General features: G+C 62.7%; 19 protein-coding genes. 7 read left to right on the top strand and 12 right to left on the bottom strand.

Features of this window, described 5'->3' with window-relative positions; translation table 11 throughout:
- The 4 genes from EAH76_RS03415 to EAH76_RS03400 all read left to right on the top strand — a co-directional run bounded on the left by EAH76_RS03415 (nucleotide 1) and on the right by EAH76_RS03400 (nucleotide 6856).
- Nucleotides 1-1848, top strand: a complete 1848-nt coding sequence (locus tag EAH76_RS03415) for a hypothetical protein (RefSeq protein WP_140848086.1) — start codon at nucleotides 1-3, stop codon at nucleotides 1846-1848.
- 351 nt (nucleotides 1849-2199) lie between these two features.
- Nucleotides 2200-4896 (top strand): TrlF family AAA-like ATPase, encoded by a 2697-nt coding sequence (locus EAH76_RS03410; protein WP_347233083.1) that lies wholly within the window; start codon nucleotides 2200-2202, stop codon nucleotides 4894-4896.
- A 38-nt stretch (nucleotides 4897-4934) separates the two neighbouring features.
- Entirely contained in the window at nucleotides 4935-6362 is a 1428-nt protein-coding gene (locus EAH76_RS03405; RefSeq protein ID WP_140848083.1) for a Shedu immune nuclease family protein, read from the top strand.
- Complete coding sequence (locus EAH76_RS03400; protein ID WP_140848081.1) at nucleotides 6347-6856, top strand: GNAT family N-acetyltransferase; 510 nt, start codon at nucleotides 6347-6349, stop codon at nucleotides 6854-6856. The genes EAH76_RS03405 and EAH76_RS03400 overlap by 16 nt, the downstream gene beginning before the upstream one ends.
- A gap of 433 nt (nucleotides 6857-7289) precedes the next feature.
- Here the strand turns inward: EAH76_RS03400 and EAH76_RS03395 are convergent, their stop codons facing one another.
- Nucleotides 7290-7838 carry a PIN domain-containing protein gene (locus EAH76_RS03395; protein ID WP_206667834.1) on the bottom strand — a complete coding sequence of 183 codons (549 nt, stop codon included), beginning with the start codon at nucleotides 7836-7838 and terminating at the stop codon, nucleotides 7290-7292.
- Nucleotides 7835-8488 carry a hypothetical protein gene (locus EAH76_RS03390; protein ID WP_140848079.1) on the bottom strand — a complete coding sequence of 218 codons (654 nt, stop codon included), beginning with the start codon at nucleotides 8486-8488 and terminating at the stop codon, nucleotides 7835-7837. The genes EAH76_RS03395 and EAH76_RS03390 overlap by 4 nt, the downstream gene beginning before the upstream one ends.
- 346 nt (nucleotides 8489-8834) lie before the next feature.
- Here EAH76_RS03390 and EAH76_RS24415 point away from each other — a divergent pair, with 346 nt between their 5' ends.
- Nucleotides 8835-9314 carry an excisionase family DNA-binding protein gene (locus EAH76_RS24415; protein ID WP_241659534.1) on the top strand — a complete coding sequence of 160 codons (480 nt, stop codon included), beginning with the start codon at nucleotides 8835-8837 and terminating at the stop codon, nucleotides 9312-9314.
- On the opposite strand, the gene EAH76_RS03380 is transcribed toward EAH76_RS24415, so the two are convergent.
- The 8 genes from EAH76_RS03380 to EAH76_RS03345 all read right to left on the bottom strand — a co-directional run bounded on the left by EAH76_RS03380 (nucleotide 9311) and on the right by EAH76_RS03345 (nucleotide 16206).
- Nucleotides 9311-10552 carry a VRR-NUC domain-containing protein gene (locus EAH76_RS03380; protein WP_140848076.1) on the bottom strand — a complete coding sequence of 414 codons (1242 nt, stop codon included), beginning with the start codon at nucleotides 10550-10552 and terminating at the stop codon, nucleotides 9311-9313. The two genes, EAH76_RS24415 and EAH76_RS03380, sit on opposite strands and share 4 nt — an antisense overlap.
- Nucleotides 10549-11346 carry a helix-turn-helix transcriptional regulator gene (locus EAH76_RS03375; RefSeq protein WP_140848074.1) on the bottom strand — a complete coding sequence of 266 codons (798 nt, stop codon included), beginning with the start codon at nucleotides 11344-11346 and terminating at the stop codon, nucleotides 10549-10551. The genes EAH76_RS03380 and EAH76_RS03375 overlap by 4 nt, the downstream gene beginning before the upstream one ends.
- On the bottom strand, nucleotides 11339-13315 hold the full coding sequence (rlxS, locus tag EAH76_RS03370; RefSeq protein ID WP_140848072.1) for a relaxase/mobilization nuclease RlxS: 1977 nt from the start codon (nucleotides 13313-13315) through the stop codon (nucleotides 11339-11341). Before rlxS ends, EAH76_RS03375 begins: the two co-directional genes overlap by 8 nt.
- Before the next feature lie 264 nt (nucleotides 13316-13579).
- The gene (locus tag EAH76_RS03365; protein WP_241659533.1) at nucleotides 13580-13948 is read right to left on the bottom strand and encodes a hypothetical protein; all 369 of its coding nucleotides are present in this window, start codon (nucleotides 13946-13948) and stop codon (nucleotides 13580-13582) included.
- 218 nt (nucleotides 13949-14166) lie between these two features.
- Nucleotides 14167-14775: a lytic transglycosylase domain-containing protein gene (locus EAH76_RS03360; RefSeq protein WP_140848070.1), complete on the bottom strand. Its 609-nt coding sequence runs from the start codon at nucleotides 14773-14775 to the stop codon at nucleotides 14167-14169.
- Nucleotides 14763-15347 carry a S26 family signal peptidase gene (locus tag EAH76_RS03355; RefSeq protein ID WP_140848069.1) on the bottom strand — a complete coding sequence of 195 codons (585 nt, stop codon included), beginning with the start codon at nucleotides 15345-15347 and terminating at the stop codon, nucleotides 14763-14765. Before EAH76_RS03355 ends, EAH76_RS03360 begins: the two co-directional genes overlap by 13 nt.
- On the bottom strand, nucleotides 15334-15573 hold the full coding sequence (locus tag EAH76_RS03350; protein WP_140848067.1) for a helix-turn-helix domain-containing protein: 240 nt from the start codon (nucleotides 15571-15573) through the stop codon (nucleotides 15334-15336). The genes EAH76_RS03355 and EAH76_RS03350 overlap by 14 nt, the downstream gene beginning before the upstream one ends.
- A gap of 333 nt (nucleotides 15574-15906) precedes the next feature.
- The gene (locus EAH76_RS03345; RefSeq protein WP_140848065.1) at nucleotides 15907-16206 is read right to left on the bottom strand and encodes a DUF736 domain-containing protein; all 300 of its coding nucleotides are present in this window, start codon (nucleotides 16204-16206) and stop codon (nucleotides 15907-15909) included.
- Between the two features lie 314 nt (nucleotides 16207-16520).
- Between EAH76_RS03345 and EAH76_RS03335 the strand changes: the two genes are divergently transcribed.
- On the top strand, nucleotides 16521-16940 hold the full coding sequence (locus tag EAH76_RS03335) for a thermonuclease family protein (protein ID WP_241659532.1): 420 nt from the start codon (nucleotides 16521-16523) through the stop codon (nucleotides 16938-16940).
- A 51-nt stretch (nucleotides 16941-16991) separates the two neighbouring features.
- Here the strand turns inward: EAH76_RS03335 and EAH76_RS03330 are convergent, their stop codons facing one another.
- Nucleotides 16992-17234: a hypothetical protein gene (locus tag EAH76_RS03330; RefSeq protein WP_140848060.1), complete on the bottom strand. Its 243-nt coding sequence runs from the start codon at nucleotides 17232-17234 to the stop codon at nucleotides 16992-16994.
- A 92-nt stretch (nucleotides 17235-17326) separates the two neighbouring features.
- Nucleotides 17327-17881, bottom strand: a complete 555-nt coding sequence (locus EAH76_RS24410; RefSeq protein WP_241659551.1) for a hypothetical protein — start codon at nucleotides 17879-17881, stop codon at nucleotides 17327-17329.
- Here EAH76_RS24410 and EAH76_RS03320 point away from each other — a divergent pair.
- Complete coding sequence (locus tag EAH76_RS03320; protein WP_241659547.1) at nucleotides 17765-18652, top strand: DUF4365 domain-containing protein; 888 nt, start codon at nucleotides 17765-17767, stop codon at nucleotides 18650-18652. The genes EAH76_RS24410 and EAH76_RS03320 overlap by 117 nt on opposite strands.
- The last annotated feature ends 14 nt before the right edge of the window (nucleotides 18653-18666 follow it).

Here is an 18666-nt window from a genome sequence, read left to right as displayed (position 1 = left end):
ATGATGATCAGCGACCGTAGAATCCTGAACGGCATGGCCGATGAAATGCTCGGTGAAGCGCGGGCGACCGGTTTCGAGCGTGTCTATTCGGCAACCGGCTTCTCGCAGCAGAATATCTCGATCGTGCACCAGCAGGTGCGCTGCGCGAACCTCGCATGGGCGCTTCACAAACGCCGCAAACTGGGCAAGGGCGACGTCGTCGCAATCATCGGAGGCTCGTTCTCGGGGCTCATGCTCGCCTGCTCTCTCGCCGTAGCCAGTGACGTGATCGTCTATATTGTCGAGAAGGAGCGTCGCCTGCTCGACCGATTTCTCGACAAAAGCCAACGCTATCTCTCGCCGCACCTCAATTCACGCGATCTGCGCAAGAGTTTCAGCCCGACATACGCGCGCCCAATGTACGATCCGGCAATTTTCGATTGGCAGCCAGGGACGGCCAGCGAAGTCGCGTGGGCCTGGCTCACCGAGTTCGACCGATATTACGCCAAGTTGCCGATTTTTACACTGCTCGGGTGCGCGGTCGAAGCGGGCTCCATTGCCGAGCGGGATCACGAGGTCGTCGTCCAGCTTTCCCATGAGGGGGGCGTCGAACTCAAGCCGCTAGTGGTGGATGTGGTGATCGACGCTACTGGTTTTGGCCCTGAGAGCAATCCGATGAACCTGGCCGACCATAGCTATTGGGAGGGTGGCCATCGGCTAATCTATGACCATCTGCCGCCGGAGAGCCGCGTCCTCGTCTCCGGGTGCGGCGACAGCGGCATCATCGAGCTGATGCACTACGCGCTTGCTGATTTTCATCACGGCATGGTCGAGCGGTTCTGGCCAGCCAAGATCGGTCTCGAACGATTGCTCGACGAAGGCTTGGAGCGGATCAACGACGTCCTGCGCAGCAAGGAAGTGGAGCGCTACGACTACACGTTAATGTCCGAGCTGTGCTGGTGGCTCGACCGCACTGGCGAACTGATGACGTGGCGCAAAGAGAATTGGGATGATTTCCCGCCGCCTCGCTCGACCCCGGCGATCTACCATGCGATCGATACACAGATGTCAGCGCGACTGAAGGTTGCATTTCCGCGCCGCGATCGACGTAGCCTTACCTGGGACGACCTAGAGGCGTTCGCATTGGCGATGCCTTTCGACGAGCAACTCGCGGTGCGCGACGCGGTCGCGACGGTGATCGATGATGCGATTAGCGAAGAAATAGCTCTGCTCATGGAGCAGGTCAAAGTTGAGGAGATCCTCGATCATCAGGTTCTGAGGAACATGATGCGACCGGGCACTAAGGTCACCCTGAATGGACTGACGCCGACGCCGTTTACGCGTCAGCTCTCCGCCTACAACATTTGGCTGACCCACGTCATGATGTCCTTGCCCAACGTACGCTATCGGCGTGGAAGGATCGCAGATTCGGAGCAGCAGCCCGATGGGCGGTATCAAGTGGCGTTCGCTGATGGCGCGACGGAGATTTTTGAGCGGTTCGTCTCGAGATACGGGCCGGGACAATGGGGTGACAGCGCGCTGCTGAAAGGTGACCCGCGCGACCGGTATCTCGGCGATTTCTTGCTCGGGCATCCGACTTACTCAACAGCCACTGACAAGCCGAACATCTGGAAAACCGTCGTGGCTTCTTCAGAGCGGGTAACCAAGTACCTGAAATCCGTTCAGCGGCGTGTCGGTGTTGACCGTCAGCACCCGCTTCACAAGCAGAGCTACTTGGCCGGACTGATCGGTATCGAGCCTAATTCATGGACGACCGAACAGCGATATCTCGACCCTCAGAATCATTTGAGCGAACAGATCCGAGCCGGGCATCGGCCCGCCTATTGCGAACGTCTGCGGTCGAGATGATGACCCGTGATGAGGGACTGTCAGATGAAGGTGTTCCAAGGCACCCTATATTAGGTCATTCTGGACTTACGGGGTCGATCCCGAAAGCCGTTGCTCGTCTAGCAGCAAGGAAGACTGGTTTGGGAATTTTCGTCCGTTCCGGGCACACCCGTTGAACGGCGGTTATCGTAAAGACCAGGCCTCCGGCGCTGGACGACGCAGCATCTCCGCATGATCAACACGGGCCGATTGTGTTCCCGGCAGCTGTCGAGCGTTCCCGCGGCGATGTTGCAGGACAGAAGTTCCATGACTTCGCCCTTTCTGATCCCTACACCAACCTCTCCGGGCGGACACAGTCGACGGGGGGGATGAGTGGTCTCAGAAGAACTTGCGATGATGAGCAGTGGGGCCAAATTCTTCCGTGGCGACTTGCACATCCATAGTTTCGGGGCGTCGCACGACGTCAAGGACGCGGGAGCGACCCCGGCAGCCATAGTCGAGACGGCACACAAGGAAGGCCTCTCGATTATCGCGCTGACAGACCATAACGAGATATCGAACGTATCTGCCGCGATCGAGGCGGGTCGCACCAAGGGGGTCTTTGTCGTGCCCGGGGTCGAACTATCGACACCGGAGGGGCATCTTTTGTGTTACGCCCCGACGGCGGATGCGCTCGAGCGGTTCTTCGGCCGACTTCAGATAGCGGACCGACGCACCAATCAATGCCGGTGTCAGACCGGGGCACTTCAGTGTCTCGAACTGATCGCGGCTGAGGGCGGGTTCGGGGTGTTGGCGCATGTCGAACTGGACGGCGCTTTTGAGTCGAACCTGCCGCGGTTCACGCCGGCGAAGGTCGACATTTTATGCCACGCCGCGCTCCAGGGCATAGAGGTGACCAAGGCGGATTGCCCGATCCTTTATGACGGTCGCGACGCCAATGCGGACCGACGGAAAACCGCGGCCGAGCGCATTCGCCGCCTCAAGCTGAGGTCCGAGCAATATCTGGCCCGCATCCTCAATAGCGATGCGCATTCGCTGAACGCGGTGGGGCGGAACGCAAGTCGTGACCAGCGTATCACCCGATTCAAGATGGAGACGCCGAGCTTCGAGGGCCTGCGTCTGGCGCTTGAGACCGCCGACACGCGCGTGCGGATCGAGGAAGGCCTGCCTGCGATCGTACCCGTAGTACAGGTGGTCCATTTTCAGGGCGGCTTCCTAGATGGAGAGGCGATCACGTTCAGCCCGAACCTCACCTGCATCATCGGTGGACGTGGCAGCGGCAAGTCGACGGCGTTCGAGAGCGTCTGCCTGCTTGGCGGACCGCCGAGCGAGGACGTAACGGTCATCGACAGCGATGTGTGGCCGGACATCGTCACGCTCTGCTACGTCGACGAGACGGGTCAGCACCATGACCTTGCGCGCAGCAAATTTGGCGATGTTGAGAATCTTGAGGAGCCGGCGAGCGGCGCCAACGCTTTTCCCATCGAGAGCTATCGCCAAGGCGCGACCAACGAAATCAGCAAACGGGTGCAGGACGATCCGCTTGCACTCTTGACGTTCCTCGACAAGCTCATTCAGGTCGAGAAGGAGATCGACTCCGAAGATGCCATCCGCGAGGAACTGGTCGAGCTCACCCCCAAGATCACCAAGGCGGCCGGCAACGTTGCGCGTATCCCGGAGCGCGAGCGGGAGCTAAAGCTCAAAAGTGATCAACTCCAACGCCTGCGTGACGGCAAAGGCGTGGAAGTGATCAAGCTCCAGCAGCAGCTCGTTGGCGAAAAACGCGCCCGCGCCGCGATCGAGACTTCGCTTGCGAAGCTGGGCGGCGCGGTGACGAGCGAGGCGATTACGACGATTACCGCCGACATTCGTGCGTCGGTCGCCGAGCATGAGATCGAGCTTGGCGCGCCCGAGGCGTCGAAGATCGCGACAGATACGGCGACCTACGAGACGGCCGTCACGGGGTCCACCGCCGCGCTCAAGAAGGTGACCGCGGATTACGCTGCAGGCGTAAAGGCTCAGATTGCCGCGTGGCGGGCGAAAGAGACTGCGACGCAGACACAGATCGAGCAGAAGAAGCAGGAGCTCCTCAAGCACGGCATCCGACTCGACATGCCTTTCATTCAGAAGCTGGTTTCCGACGAGGCGACAGCGCGCGACAATGTCAAAAATCTCAAGGCCTGGGTTCCCGAACTCGCGCGACTGCACAAGGAGCATGCCGACCTCTTGAGGCGCCGCTGGGCCGCGCGCCAAGTCGTCGCGAAGCATCGCCAAGCGTTTGCGATCCGCGCTTCCGAGGCGCTCAAAGGCACGCTATCGGATTTGTTCGTGACGCTGAAGTTCGATGAAAGCGCGCTCGCTCCGGATGCAGAGCGGGTGATCGTCGACGCAATGGGATGGCGGACGCTTCAGCATCTTAAGGCGCGCGCGCTGATCAACGAACTCACGCTGCCTGTGCTGCTCGAATGTCTGCGCAAGCGCGACACGAAGCCGATTACGGCGCTGCGCAACGCGGAAACAAACGCAGCGGTATTCCCACAGAACGAGGCGGAGTTGCTTCTCGACCGGATCGCTGAGCCTGATCTCCTCAGCCAGCTCGAGACGGTCGCGGTCCATGACCGGCCCAAGCTCAGCGTCACGAAGAAGATGCCGGGCATTGGCGGACTCGCAAAATTTGTGCCCCGCGACTTCAAGAAGTTGTCGCTTGGCCAGCAGCAGTCGGTGCTGCTCGCGCTGATGCTGACCAGCGAAAGCCGGGCGCCGCTCATCGTCGATCAGCCCGAAGACAATCTCGACAGCGAGTTCATCTACAAAACGCTAGTGCCGGTGATCCGCGCCGCCAAAGAGCGTCGGCAGGTGATTGTCGTCACGCACAATGCCAACATTGCGGTTCTAGGCGATGCCGAGCTGATCATCGCACTCAAGGCCACCTCCGAAAAGGCGACCGTCGTCACGCGCGGGTCCATTGATCATCCGCAGACGTGCGACGCCGCTTGCAATATCCTCGAAGGATCACGCGAGGCATTCGACCGCCGTGCCGCGGTCTATGGGATCGCTGGCCTTGGCTGACAAACCTGCCCGTCGGTGCAACGCGGAGTCTTGATAGTATGCCGTCGGTCCGTCCTTCGGTCTTCAATCAACGCGTCCGCGCGGATGGTGGTCCGTTTCTTATCATCGAACCCTGTGAGGAGCATGAAGGGTTCAGCGTCGACGTGATCTTCACCGACACGCCCCCCGGCGACCGGACTGGTGATTATCCTTGTGAACGGCTCCTCAACGTGTCTCCAGACCTGTTGCAGATTTATCCGCTCAACGTCCGCGTCGACCGCCCGGACTACCTGAAGCCGCGCTATGGCACACTAGAGACGATTGCGCTCGGCCGGCGGCTAGATCAGCCATATCCGATCCCTTCCAGCGCGGAGGAAGTCGAGGGGCTACTGGAGCTGCTGCCTGACGGTTTCGCTAGGGACTTTCGGCTGGGTCTCGGCCTGCTCTGGGAATATCGCTCGATCTGCGAGGCGCTCGGCGCGCAGGGTCATATGAAATTGCTGGTCCTACACGGGGGGCAGGAGGCGACATTTGAGCCGCCAATGTTCGTGCTCGGGATCCGCCGCTTTCATGAGATGCGCAAGGAGATCAACCGTATCAGCAACCGATATCAGCGCGATGCCCGGCGCGACAAGCAGCTGCACGCCTATCACGAGCTGTTTCACGCTGCGGACCCCGCGCTGTTCCCCCGGCAGAAGAAGACACTGCGCGCGGATGCGATCGCCGACGCGACCAGCGGCGGCCGCGATAAGGTCGTGCTGTCTAAGCGCGATCGCCGTGCGACGGTCGGCCTCCTGCGTTCAAACCTCGAGGCCTTGGCTGAAACCGAGCCCGACGCACTTCTATCGCTCAAAACAGAGATCGAGGAGGTTACGCTCGACCAGTTAATCGTGCGATTCGCCGACATGCTCGAAAAGGCGTTGCCCGAGGCGAGGTGGCAGGGCTTCCTCACGCAGAACCAGTTTATTCTGAGCCTCGCGTTCGCGGTGCCGGCGCTCGTAGTCGAGGAACAGGCCTATGCCGGCGGCAAGCGCCTGAACGGACGCGGCGGGGCGGTAACGGACTTTCTCGTCGCGTCGGCCTCAACCGGCAATCTCGCCATTGTCGAGATCAAGCGGCCGACGACGGAGCTGCTCGGCGCCAAGCCCTATCGTCAGGACGTGTATGCGGCATCGACCGAGTTGTCGGGTACTATCGCACAGATTCTCGATCAGCGGGTGAAACTGCAACGTCAGCTTCCGATGTTGAAGGAAGAGAGTGGGCGTGGCGATATCCAGGATTTCGGGATCCGCTGCATCGTCGTCGCCGGCCGGACGCCCGACAATGGAGCGCAGCGCCGCTCGTTCGAGCTGATTCGCAGCACGATGACCGGGGTCACGGTGATTACATTCGACGAGCTTTTGGGGCGGCTTCGGGAGATACGTGCAGCGCTCGGAGCGAAGATTGATCCGCCCGCTCCCGGCTCCGCGCCTTGGAATCGTTCTTGAGGGCTTCGCCCACGATACGCGCCGCGCTGCCTGAGGACTTCAGCGACGCGGAGCGCGAGCGCTTTTTCGACCTGGTCGTCGCAGGCGGCGAGGTTGGCGGCGCTGTACTGGCAACCAATATCGCCGAAGCGCGCATCCTGGTGATGCTTATTGATGCTGGGATTGTGTGCGGCATAGCGGCACTTAAGCGCCCTCGCAGCAGCTACCGCGACAAGACGTCCGCCAAATCAGAAACAAATCTCGACGCCGCTGCCTTCCCCTACGAACTGGGATATGTCTACGTCCTGCCTTCGCACCAAGGAAAAGGCTATTCCCACCGCCTGATTGCGGCGGCGCTCGATCATAGCGACGGCGTTGGCGTCTTCGCCACGGTCCGGATGGACAATGGCAGGATGCGCGCGACATTTGAAAAGGCTGGGTTTGTGGCCGCCGGGAAAACCTATCCGGGTCGTCATCAGCAGGCGATCGGCACCCTGCTACGAGCGGCCGCCTAGTTATTCGCGCCGCGAGGGTCAATGAGGTGCGGAAAACGATCCCAACGATCTCGAGCGGCAGATTCCGACAGGACCGGACGTACATCGACCCGGATGCGAACGGCCTGCTCTGATCGAAAGCGGTCGGTAGCGCGGACTGGCGGAAAACGGCAGATTTCTTGTTTCGATCATCTGAAACCTCCAGACCGCTGTCGATTAACTGCCGCTCGCGATCCAGATTGCGTCTCCAGGACGGAGGAGTCTCCAAGACGGAGGCGCCATAGCACTAGAAGTGCCGGGGATAGACCAGCGACATGCGGGTTTGGGTAACGCGTCGAGCGCCGTCCGCAGGATTTGCCTTTCTGGTGTCCGGCGCTCGCGTCGCGCACGTTGCGGCGCGGTGTCAGGCCCTGTCTGGTTGCGGGAACGCTCTGTCGCTTGGCATTGCGATCGTTCAGCGCGGCGCTAGCTGCGCTGCCACTGCTCCCGAAAAGCCCGGCACGACCTTCGCGAGCCAAGCGACCAGCTCAACCACTGTGGTCGATGGCTGGCGATAGCCTGCCGCCTGCTTGCCCAGCGCGGCAATCACGAGCTCGGGTTTCTCATCGAAGCATCGGGACAAAAACACATCGGGGCTCATCGCGACGATGCCGTCGGGCATTGTCTTGAAGTCCTTGAGGTTCGAGGTGACCACGATGCTGGCCCCCACTGCTTTGGCTGCCGCCGCAACGTGACGGTCCTTCGGATGGTTCGGCATTGCCGCTTCAAACGGCTCCCAGCCGGTGACGCTCGCTTCGGGAAACGCTACCGTCATCGCCTGGACCACCGAGGCGGCCTTCGTCGCGTTCATGCGATGCTGGTCGACCAGATTGCGCACCATCTCATCCAAAATCCTCGCCGACCAATGCACGCGGCAGCATCCCGCCGCGGCAACGCGCAGCAGGGTGTCCCGCAGGATCATCGGGAAGAGCACATCGGCATCGAGGACGGCAATCGGGCTCACGGTCGTTCCTTTGGCTTGATCGCCTTTGGCCGCCGCAGAACAACCGGCTTCTGGGCCGGCTCGGGTTCCGCGGGCCGCTTCGCTGCATTGCGTTTGGCCTGCGCGCGCGTCACGTCGTTCGCGCCGACATCGATCGCGCGCTCCAGGAAGGCGCTCATCGTTGCCTCCTGCAGCCCACCAAGCGCTGGAGGATCATAGGGGCCGGTGCCCTGCGCCTTTTTCTTTTCCCACAGGTCGAGCAGAACGATATTGGGATTGGGCAGGAAGGCCAGACCGAACTTCTGCGCGCCGCTCGCCTCGATCTCGACGAAACCGAGACCCTCCAGCAGCTTCATGCGCTCCTGCCAGCCGCGCACGCCGCGCGGCCCGGTGAAGCCCGATGCATAAGGAAGATCGGGCGACCGCGCGAGGCGCACAAAGCCGTTGTCCCACGTCGCGCAGAACAGTGCAAAATAGGTCTGGCCGAGCGGCTTTCCCTTGGACAGGTCGTCCAGCGCCCGCATGACCATTGGCATGGTCTTGGGTACGGTGGCATAACCGTCATGCTTGTTGCGGTCCCACAGCCGGTCGGGCGCATCGGCAAAGTAGGTATCGCGCAGCTCAACATCCTTCGAGCGGACCGCCTTTCCTTTCTTCGTCGTCAGGGCCATTGTTCAATCCTCCATCACAGCAAGCACCATAGTCTTGAATATAAAGAGATTCTCGTTCAAAAACAGATACATAAGCAAGTAATGCCATGCGCGAATCGACATCAACCGCGCCTCATAGGTGTAGCTCAACGACGCATATGAGTCACGAACATCACTCAACATGACTCATATGCGTCAAATGACCCTTCAAAAGCCTAGTGTTTCCCGAAGGTTAGGCGAGATCGATATGTGCTGAGTGTGCTACGGTGCTACACTGTGCTGACCTGTGCTCCGATGTGCTCCAGTCGGGGGATTGCCAAGGGGGCCTCTGGTTGCGTTTGGGTCGTTTATCATCCATATGATGGCTATGACTGCTGCAGCGAGAATCACAACGAAGCGAGCACGACAGAAGCCCGACAGGACCGCAGGGGCTGATCGGGCTGTCGTCGCGCGCCTTGCGACTGCGCTGCTGCCGAGCCCTGCGCGCGGCGGACGTGTACAGCTGATCGACCGCGACGGACACCGGATCGACCTGCCTGACACCCTCGCGGCGGTGGTCGCACGCGCCGCGTCGCTGATGTCGGAAGGGCATAAGGTGTCGGTCATCGCCGATGACGAAATGCTGACGACACAAGCGGCCGCGGAGCGATTGAATGTCTCGCGCCAATATATCGTCCGCCTCGTCGACCAGTGCCTGTTGCCATCGATCAAGGTCGGCACACATCGCCGCCTGCGTCTCGCCGATGTGCTCGCCTACAAGGTACGGCGCGATGAGGAGCGCGACGGTGCGCTCGATCGCCTGACGGCGCTCAGCGAGGATGTGGGCGGCTATCGCCTGGGCGACTAGGGCGTGGGTTGGCGCGATGGGCGGTGCAGCTTGGCGATCCGGAATGGCACTTTGAGAAGGTCGTGATTGTCGGCGATCCAGCGCATCTGGTCAGCGCTCAGCTTGTCGCCTGACGACTTGACCTCGACCAGCATGATCTCCTCACCCCGCCACAGCAACAAATCGGGCCAGCCGACATAGCGGTCCGAATAGCCGCCGATGAGATAGCGCAGCACGTCGATGATCCTGGCCGGCGCGAGGATCTCGACTAGGCGGCGCGCGCGGTCGACATCTGCGTCGCGGTGAGCCCAGAGATACTGGCGAAGGTTTTCGCTGTGCCCGCGCCAATAGTCGAACAGGTCGAGCAAGGCGCCTCGGTCTGGAAAACCATCGGGTGTGAAAATTCCAAAATGCGCGTCGATCGCGGCAGCACGCCGCCGGCCATAGCCGACGGTGCCGAAATCCGACGGCAACCTCATGCTTATCTCGCCGCCCGGCACCTTTCCCTCAAATGCCGTCCGCGATCCGAACGAGACGCGCTGACTCCGCGGGTCTCCGGGGTGTTCGATCAGCAGCCACATCATCACGCCGAACAGCGCATGGAGCGGTGCGCTCTCCAGCGGCATCACCGACCAGCCTTGGGCTTCGTACTGGCGCGCCGCATAGACTTCAGGCGACACCACGACGCCGCCGAGCATGACGACCGCACCTTTCTCGGTCGCCTCTGCATAGGCCGGCCGAAACGTGTCGATCGTCGTTGCATAGCGCGCGATGATATCGGCCTGGCTCGGTTCGCGCATGGTGTATTTGGGGGCGCGTGCGTGAAGCGCCTTGATGGTTTCGAGCGCGACGGTCTCGAAGCGCTTATGGGCTGCGGCAATGTCCTCCTGCGCGGCGTCCGGGTGGTCGGGCTGCCACTGTGCCATCAACACCATCTCGGCGAACATCAGGTCGCGCCAATAATAGCGTTTGATCTTGGTCGTGCGGCCGGGGATGGCGGCAGCCGGCGCCGACGCTGCGGGCAAGCCGCGGCATTCGTTGCAGATACCGGTCACGAAACCGTCGGTGACCGCGATGCGGTCCTGCGTCTCCAGATCGACGCCGTGCGAGAGCTGGTGCGCGAGATGGGCTTGCCCGATTGCCTCATCGCACGCGCACATCATGACGGCGTCACAGGCGTCACAGCGATATTTGCGGACCAACTCATGCTGGTTGAGGCATGCGACCGACATATGGGCGCAGCTCTGCGCATCGGTCATGCGCCGTTCCGCTTGGGCACGAGGATATGCGACAGGTCGCGCTCGATCGGCACGATCGTGACATAGCCGACCGTGGTAGAAATCGGCGTCGGATCGACCCAGTCCTTGCCGAACAGCCGTGCCGCGCGCGTCGCCTGATAGACGCGCATGCCAAGCAGGCGAAGCGCCTCCAGCGATGGCGCGAAATCGGCCTGGGAATCGACGCGGTTACTGTGGGTCAGGTCGCTCCAGATGTCGCCATAGTCCTGCAGCAGGTCGAACAGTCCCGCCGCCTCCGATTGGGCGTTGGCGGGCGCGTCCTCGTCACAGTGGAACACCCAGGCGTCGCACGCCGATATCAGCGAAGCGACCGCCACGCCGGTTTCGAGCGGGCTGACGGCGAGCTTCAGATGATCGGGATGGCGATCTTCTTCGGTTTTGATCTGGTCGACATTCACGGTTGCGTAGAACTGGATGACAGTCGCCGCGAAGGCGGGGTCGTCGAACATATCAGGGTTTTCATATCCGAGGCCGCGCGCGAGGCAGCGGCGCGTCGTCAGGCTTGCCCGCTCGCCCGCTTCGACGCGCTGAACGGTCCGGACGGTCAAGCCGGATGCTTCGGCAAGTGCGTCCTGCGACCATTTCAATGTCAGGCGGACGATCTTGACCCAGGAGCCAAGCATTTTCGGTTCAAGTAATGCGCTGTCGAGAGCCACTGTCTCCCCCTTTCTGATCTCCCGCATATGTAGGCATCGGACAGTGTAGCCGACACGACAGCAGGGCGACAGCGCTTGCGACGGCGACGCGTCAGCCAATCTCGGGGCCTGTGCGCCCGCGACCAAATTTCCAGCTCACGCCGTCGGCGCGCAGGACACCGGACGCCGACTTGCCGAATTGGTTTTCGAGCACCGGCCGCCACGGCACGAGCGTAAATTCCTTCGACTTCTCGATCACCGCAAATCGGCCACTGGCGAGGTCCAGTCGCCGCGTGACCGTGCCTTCGATACGATCACCGACCTTGGATTCGACGAACGTCTTGCCGGTCTCGCTCGCCATCACCGCGCCCTCGCGCATCAGTTCACGGCGCTGGAGCATCAGAAGCGCATTGGCGCGCAACCGGATCCTGTCACCGTCGCCGTCGGCGAGCTGCTGCTCGACCAGCCATTGACGCCGCGCGGCCATCGCAGCGCGAACCTCCCGCCCGAACCCGCCATCGCGGATCGGCAACGGCGCGTCCGATGCCAGTTCACGATCGACCCAGGTGGCCGCGTCAGCGCCCTGCAGCTGGTCGATCGTGCGCGACGACAGGGTCTCCACCTCGACCGGCTGATCGCGGTGGCGTCGCGCTTCATAAGCGGCGGCCCGGTCTGCATGGTCCGGTGAAATGGTCCAGCTTCCGTCCGGATCGCGCTCGACGCCAGTGCCGGCCCGTCGCATCGCTTCTAACCGACGGACATGGGTTTCGGTGAACGCCTGCGTGGCTGACGGGTCATGGCGCAGATGCAGGTCTGTCGAATAGTGTCCACCATTCGCCGCAGCGACCTCGGCAACGACGCGATCGGCATCGCGCACCTCGAGGTTTCGAGCGGACACGCGGACGATGGCGCCCTCCGGGATTGGCGCGACCGCATCCCCGCGCCCGATGTCGACATAATGGGCGTGACCATCGACCCCGTCGACCAGCAGATAATGGCGGTCACGATGTTCGTCGGCGAGGCCACGCCCGATCACCCGGCCGACGATCGGTTCGGGATCGGTGTCGCCACCCCCGAACAGCGAACGCCCGACCCACGGCCGCTCCAGTTTCCGGGCCGACAATTCGCGCTGCATCGTGCGGATGATGTCGCCACGCTCGCCGAGCGTGCGGAGTGTCCCTTCGAGATCCTCGGCAAGCTGCCAGCGACCGCCACCGACATTGCCGGCAAGGCCCATGCTAGCGAGCTTCTGCAACCGGCCGGCGCGTAGCGACTGCTGGAACGCATCGCGATCGGCCGACACCACCAGCCGATCTGCGTCCATCGACCGCAAAAGCCGTCGGTCGATTGCGGTAATCCGCTCTTCGCCGATATCGTGCCGAAGGCGCGCCTCGATCTCCTTATCGGTGCGTGGACCGAGATCGAGCGTCACCAGCTCGGCGGCGCGTTCGCGAATGCCATGCGATATGTACTCGCGGGCGATGATCAGATTCTGGCCGGTGTCGTCGACGCCGCGCAGCATGATGTGCGTGTGCGGATGAGCGGTGTTGAAGTGATCGACGGCGACCCAGTCGAGCTTGGTCCCGAGATCGTTTTCCATCTGCGCCATCAGCCGGCGCGTGAAGGGTTTGATGTCGGGATATTCAGAGCCATCCTCGGCCGAGACGATGAAGCGGAACTGGTGGCGGTCGCCGTCGCAGCGATTGACGAACGCCTTGCCGTCGGCGGTATCGCGATCGGCTGAGTAAAGCTCGCCGGGATTGCCCTCGCGGGTGACGCCGTCGCGCTGGATATAGCGCAGGTGCGCGCGGGCCGCAGGCATGCCCTTGGTGCCGATGCGCACCAGGCGCGTCTTCACCACTGCGCGGCGGGCACGCATTCCGCCGAACCGGTCGCGGCTCGACAGCAACCGCCCCATGCTTGCGCCGCGCCCGATGCGGCTGCCGTCGAACCGGCGGCTGCGGACCGCGCCCTTCTCGGCCGACCGGATCGCCGCGCCGACCACACGCCCGAGGTAGCGGCGGGCCTTCTTGCCGTTCTGATGGCGGGGTTTGCCGACCCTCGGTCTGAATTCGTCGTCGTCGCTCATCGAAATGGCCGACGAACAGGCAGAGTCTCGCCAAAAGGACGTAGGAACGGCGGATTTCCGCCATCCTTCGAAATCCTGTCTCGCGCCGTACGCGCGATGTCTCTCGAAAAAACGATGTGCAGACAATCACTTAGCGATGTCCACGGGACATTGCCTTTCTCTTGCTTTCGCCTTCTTCCTTCTTCTGCCCCCTCTCGGCTCAAAACAAGGGCCGGGACACGATGCCAAACCGGCACCGCGCCCCGGCCCGAACTACGCAGATACTCAAGCATCCGCGAATTCCGCCAGAGCCTGTTTCCGCCGCCCGAACTCGCGCCTTCTCATCAGCCCGTGCGGATTTCCATCGCCATCGACGATCATCACCGCGACGAACCATCTGCCGTCCAGTCGCCCTAAAATCCGAACCCGATCGAGGTCAATTTCGTCATCGTCGGTGCTCTCATATGCGCCGATCCAGCGCTCCTGATCCCGTGCATCCCAGAGAAAATCTGTCTCCTCCGCCTCTAGGAACCGATGCGCCAAAGCCTCCCCGACACCGTGGCCGAACTCGATCGCCAGTCCCGAAACCAGCGCCGCCATCGCGCGATCCATGACGTTGGCCGACGCCACCGATACAGGTTGAAACATGCCCATGATCATCTCCTTCGCTTCTGTTCTCCCGATCGAGAACATCGTGAAGAAGACGGGTGGCGGAGCGACTGTCAGGGCCGCGGAGCGAAGCGGAGCGCCGCGAAGCGGACGTGGGGGGAACCGATTTTCGCAGAAAATTGGGGGGCACCCACGGGCCTTGATAGGCGCTTCGGCAGCCGTCATGCTGGGCCTGTCGAGACGAGGCCCTCCACCGCCCGCGATCATGGCGTGACGTTCCGGACAGCGAACAGCGACGCCTGCGGCTCACTTGCCGTGGGTGAGGATCGGTCTTCGGACACGGTCCGCCGGACGATAAACAGCGGAGGCGGAGTTGCAGATTGAGTGGCCAGCGACACCGGCTGTGCGGTGCCGCCGACCTTATCGAGATAGGCCACCGTCTCGCCGGGAAGCCGCCGATTTCCGGCCAGCCAGTCGGCATACGCGCCGGGTCCCGCATTATAGGCGCCGAACAATCCCGGATAGCCGAAGCGGTCGTACATCAGTCGTAGATAGAAGGTGCCGGCGAGGATATTGTCGCGCGGATCGTCGGGATTGGTGCCCAATCCGAGGCGCGCGCGCATCTCGGCCCAAGTCGCGGGCATGAGCTGCATGAGGCCCATCGCCCCGGCACGGCTTCGGATCGGGCGGCCGTTCAGTATCGTGAAACCTCGGCTTTCGGCACGCATCACACGCTCGATCCAGCTCGTCGGGATGCCGAACCGGGTCGACGCTTCCTCGATCATCGGCCGCCAGCGCGCGACCTCGTCGGCCTTGGCGGGGGTCGCTGCCAGCAACAGGACGGCCGGGAGCAACCGGGTCAGCGCGCCCATAGCAATCGCGCCCTTCCGACCACGAGGCGGCTATCGGTCACGCCAAAATAGCGGCCATCGAAGGAGGCGGGACTGTCCGACATCACCAGGAAAAGCTGGCGGCCGCGCAGCCGCACGCACCCGCTCCACGACTTCATCGGTCGCCCCTTGGCGTCGGCCATGCGGCGCTCGACGACCCATTTTCCATTGATGAAGATTTCCTGGCCGAGCGCGCAGACCTCGTCGCCCGCCACCGCCGCGACGCGCTTCACCAGCGGCACATTCGCGGGAATGTAATGCCGCTCCGCCGCCATCATCCGCCACGGATCGGGCACGTGCGCGATGACCATGTCGCCGGCCTCGACGGGCGCCCCGGGGGTCACGGCATAGAGACCGATCGGCGCGCTGGCGCTGGCATTCCAGACGAGGCGCGGCGCTGGTGGAAACAGCGACGTCAGGCCGAGCAACGTAATGCCGGCTCCCACGATCGCGACGCGGCGACCGAGAGTCCTGCGCTTTAGTTTTGACGCACGAAGCTCATCGCCCCAGTCCAAGAGCGGTGTCGCCGTCCCGCGAATGTCACGCCTGGTCATGGTCGCGACCCCCCATTGCCTGGGCCTTCGACCATGCGTCTAGGTCGTCGATATGGTACTGGACGAAGCGGCTGTGCAGCCGGAACACCGGTCCCTTGCCGGCGCGCCGCAGCCGCTTCAGCAGGCGGCTGGAAAACTTTAGATAGGCCGCCGCCTGGTCGGTATTGAGATAAGGGGAACCACGTTTGGCGCGGTTTGCACGGGAAATGTCGTCGTCGCTGTCCATTCTGCCTGTCCGTGTCCGAAATCGACGGCGATCTGCCGCCGCTGACACCGGGAATGGCGGGAGGGACACCGGCTGCGGAGTGTCGAAATCGCGACCTGCGTTTTCGACACACCTGATGCGCCGTGGCGTAAATGCCCCGCGCGCCAGAGCGCGCGGGGCTGGCCTTCGCCGGTAAGAGCGGTCTGGGTTATGCCGGGTGGCAGGGGATTGTCGGTCCCGTGCGACGGTAAGCTGACACAAGCAGACGCCCCCGCCTGCAAGGTCCCTCGCGAGCTATGGCAAATCCGGCTCACCGCTCGTGCCCCGCGCGCGGTGGCGCGCGGGGCATCCGGTTCAGCGCGACCAGATGAGCTTGTGCTCGCCGTCGTCGCCCTGGCTGAGCGTTGCGTAGATCGGAGCCGGGAACGACGGATCGTCGAGCTTGAGGCTCAGATATTCCGCGCCGGTCTCGCGCGCCGCCTTGGTCCATGCCGCGCCGAACTCGACACCGCTGGCGCTGACGCGGTGGTCGGGCGACTTCTCGTTGTCGCGTTCACAGGGGCGGATCGTTGCCTTGACGCGGAGCGTCAGGGTTCGGATTTCGCCGGTGTAGACGCCGTTTTCGCCGCGGGTGAAGCTGCCAATCTGTGCCATGATAACCTCCTTCAGATGATGCGATGCCGCCCGATGCGGCCTCGACAGGCGGTCGATTAGGCGGGCGGAGGCCGGTCGCGCACCCGAAGGGCCGAAGCACAGCGGAGGACGGCCAAAGCCGAGCTTCTTGCCTCGCGAGGAAGGCGAGGGAACCGAGCCGGGGAAGAAGGTCGGCGACGCCGTTGCGGGACCGGCGGACCCCGCCAGACCCGCCGCGAGAGAGGTCCGTTTCGGGCGGCAACCGGACTGTTGGAGGTATGGACAGCGTGGGCGACGCTCGACAATCAGTGCCCTGCACGACGATAATCAACGCCATGCTTCGTGTCTTGTCTATCATCATCATCATTGCTGTCGCGACGGGAATGTCGCCGCCGGTCGAAGCCGCCGACTATGACGGTTCGGGCCGCGTGGCGTGGGTGACGGACGGCGACACGTTCCGGTTGGAGAGCGGCGAGCGGATCAGGATCGCAGGGATCGACGCCCCGGAGACACACCGCGATCAAGCCAAGTGCACCGGCGAGGTAGCGTTGGGATTGCGCGCGCAGGATCAGGCCACGGCACTACTCGCGGGGCGCAATGTGACGTTCCACCGGGTGGGTCGGAGCTATAACCGCACCGTCGCCACCGTCACGCTCGACGGTCGGGATGTCGGATCGGAGCTGGTCCGGAGGGGCATTGCCGCTTGGTGGCCGCGCGGCCGAGCCAAACCGTCCTGGTGCGACCGTACCGGCTGAGAAAACGGTGGCCGCTACCAGCCCGAATTCGGGCTGGCAGGGTTCGTGTGGTCAGGGCTTCGGTTCGAAGGGCAGAGTGCCGCCGATCGCCGCAAGCTCGTCGAGCAAGCGGTCGGTCTCCTCGATCAGGCGCTGTCGTTCGGGGTCGAACTCGCCTTTCGAGCCGTAGCCGCCAACGAGAGCAGCCTTGGCCTCGATGGCGGCGATTTCGGCGAGACGGCGGTGAATCTGGCCGAGCCGATTGTTGATCTGGGCCTCACGGACCGGGTTGGGTTGGGGGTTTGTGTTAAGCATGAAATTACCTCTGGCCGCCGAGTTGATGTTGGGGCCAGTCTATTTATCTTCGGCGATCCACCGGCTCGGTCGATCGCAAAAATAGAGTGGCCTCAGGCGTCGCCAGGATGCTCGGCGAAGTCTTCGTCGGTCGCGTCGAGGGTTTCCTTGGCGAAAGCGATCGCGTCCTCGGCGCTGTCGAACGCTCGCGGATTTTCGCGGCTTGGATAGGTGGTCGCCGCGACGGCTTCCTGGCCCTGAACGGCTTTGCGCCCGTAGAGCAGGTAGAATTTCCCGTCGGGGGCGGAATGGATGGCGTATTTGCGGCTGGCGTCGGTCATGCCCCCCATATGGGAATGCGGTCCGCTGATCGCGAGGTGCTCGGACGCCGTCTGATTGACAGCGCCCACCGTGCCGACCGAGGATCGTGCGAAGTCAAACCGCAATGAAGAGGTGGCGTTGCTGTGTCGGTCGGAAAGCAAAGGTCGGACCAGCATCTGATCGATCAGGACGGGATCAGTCTTCTGCGCACGAAGCTGCCACGTCATTGGTTGCTGCGAGAATATCGCCCCGACTACGGGCTCGATTTCACGATCGAGACCTTCAAGGCGGCGAACGCCGGTGGTGCCGGAGGTAGACCCGCCACCTTTGAGACGCTTGGCGAACATGTGTTCGTCCAACTGAAAAGTTCGGCGGAGCCGGAAGTCCATTCGCTCGACATCTATGGGCGATCAAATGTCGAAAAAGGCCCCGAGCAACTCAATCGGAAGGACAAGGTCGGAACGATCGAGACCTATCGGATTCAACTCGAGATGAGCGAGCTTGTCACCGTCGAGCGCATGGGGATCGGCGTGCCGGTGTTGCTGGTGGTCGCCGATCTTGCCCGGCAGCGCTGCGTTTTTGTGTGCCTCAACGACTATGTCGATAAGATCCTGATCCCCCGGCACGGCGATTATCGAACCGCCGGATCGCGGGTCATCCATGTTCCGGTCTGGACGGAGATTGGGTCCGAAGCAGGGCTTCATGGCCTGCGCTGGTATGGGAAGCGCGCCAAGTTGCTCGCCGCGTTCCAGCGGTTCCGATACCAATATTCCGAGCTTCAGCACCGCGATAACGGGGATTGGCGGCCGCTCGCACGCTATTTCGCCGAGCGGATCGTGCCGTACGATTTCTGGGACGACACCGAGATGTGCCAGATGATTCCCTATTATGGGGCGCGGCTTCGGCAGTTTCTGGAAACCGGACAGCCGGGGTGCCTGAAGCTGCGCGAGGACTCTGTGCCGGAGAGTTTCAGAAATGAAGAGTTCTTCGAGCACATGAAGCAGCAGGACGTCTTCGAACTCTGGCGCTGCCTGGCTCATCTGCCGAATGTCTATGAGGACGTGTGGCGCGAGTGGTTCCTGCCGACCGGCCTTGGCCAGGCCGCTTCGGCTCCCTGAATCAAAACCTCGCG

The sequence above is a fragment of the Sphingomonas glacialis genome, assembly GCF_006439055.1.
GTDB classification, from domain to species: Bacteria; Pseudomonadota; Alphaproteobacteria; order Sphingomonadales; family Sphingomonadaceae; genus Sphingomonas; species Sphingomonas glacialis_A.
The sequence above is the reverse complement of the archived record's forward strand: the minus strand, read 5'-3'. Positions and strand labels throughout refer to the sequence as shown.

What these genes read in the sequence shown, in the direction of transcription:
- EAH76_RS03345 (WP_140848065.1), bottom strand. Translation starts at nt 16,206, where the DNA reads ATGGCACAGATTGGCAGCTTCACCCGCGGCGAAAACGGCGTCTACACC.
- EAH76_RS03360 (WP_140848070.1), bottom strand. Translation starts at nt 14,775, where the DNA reads ATGGGCGCGCTGACCCGGTTGCTCCCGGCCGTCCTGTTGCTGGCAGCG.
- EAH76_RS03380 (WP_140848076.1), bottom strand. Translation starts at nt 10,552, where the DNA reads ATGACCGATGCGCAGAGCTGCGCCCATATGTCGGTCGCATGCCTCAAC.
- EAH76_RS03415 (WP_140848086.1), top strand. Translation starts at nt 1, where the DNA reads ATGATGATCAGCGACCGTAGAATCCTGAACGGCATGGCCGATGAAATG.
- EAH76_RS24410 (WP_241659551.1), bottom strand. Translation starts at nt 17,881, where the DNA reads ATGTTCGCCAAGCGTCTCAAAGGTGGCGGGTCTACCTCCGGCACCACC.
- EAH76_RS03335 (WP_241659532.1), top strand. Translation starts at nt 16,521, where the DNA reads ATGCTTCGTGTCTTGTCTATCATCATCATCATTGCTGTCGCGACGGGA.
- EAH76_RS03350 (WP_140848067.1), bottom strand. Translation starts at nt 15,573, where the DNA reads ATGGACAGCGACGACGACATTTCCCGTGCAAACCGCGCCAAACGTGGT.
- EAH76_RS03330 (WP_140848060.1), bottom strand. Translation starts at nt 17,234, where the DNA reads ATGCTTAACACAAACCCCCAACCCAACCCGGTCCGTGAGGCCCAGATC.
- EAH76_RS03405 (WP_140848083.1), top strand. Translation starts at nt 4,935, where the DNA reads ATGCCGTCGGTCCGTCCTTCGGTCTTCAATCAACGCGTCCGCGCGGAT.
- rlxS (WP_140848072.1), bottom strand. Translation starts at nt 13,315, where the DNA reads ATGAGCGACGACGACGAATTCAGACCGAGGGTCGGCAAACCCCGCCAT.
- EAH76_RS03365 (WP_241659533.1), bottom strand. Translation starts at nt 13,948, where the DNA reads ATGGGCATGTTTCAACCTGTATCGGTGGCGTCGGCCAACGTCATGGAT.
- EAH76_RS24415 (WP_241659534.1), top strand. Translation starts at nt 8,835, where the DNA reads ATGACTGCTGCAGCGAGAATCACAACGAAGCGAGCACGACAGAAGCCC.
- EAH76_RS03355 (WP_140848069.1), bottom strand. Translation starts at nt 15,347, where the DNA reads ATGACCAGGCGTGACATTCGCGGGACGGCGACACCGCTCTTGGACTGG.
- EAH76_RS03390 (WP_140848079.1), bottom strand. Translation starts at nt 8,488, where the DNA reads ATGGCCCTGACGACGAAGAAAGGAAAGGCGGTCCGCTCGAAGGATGTT.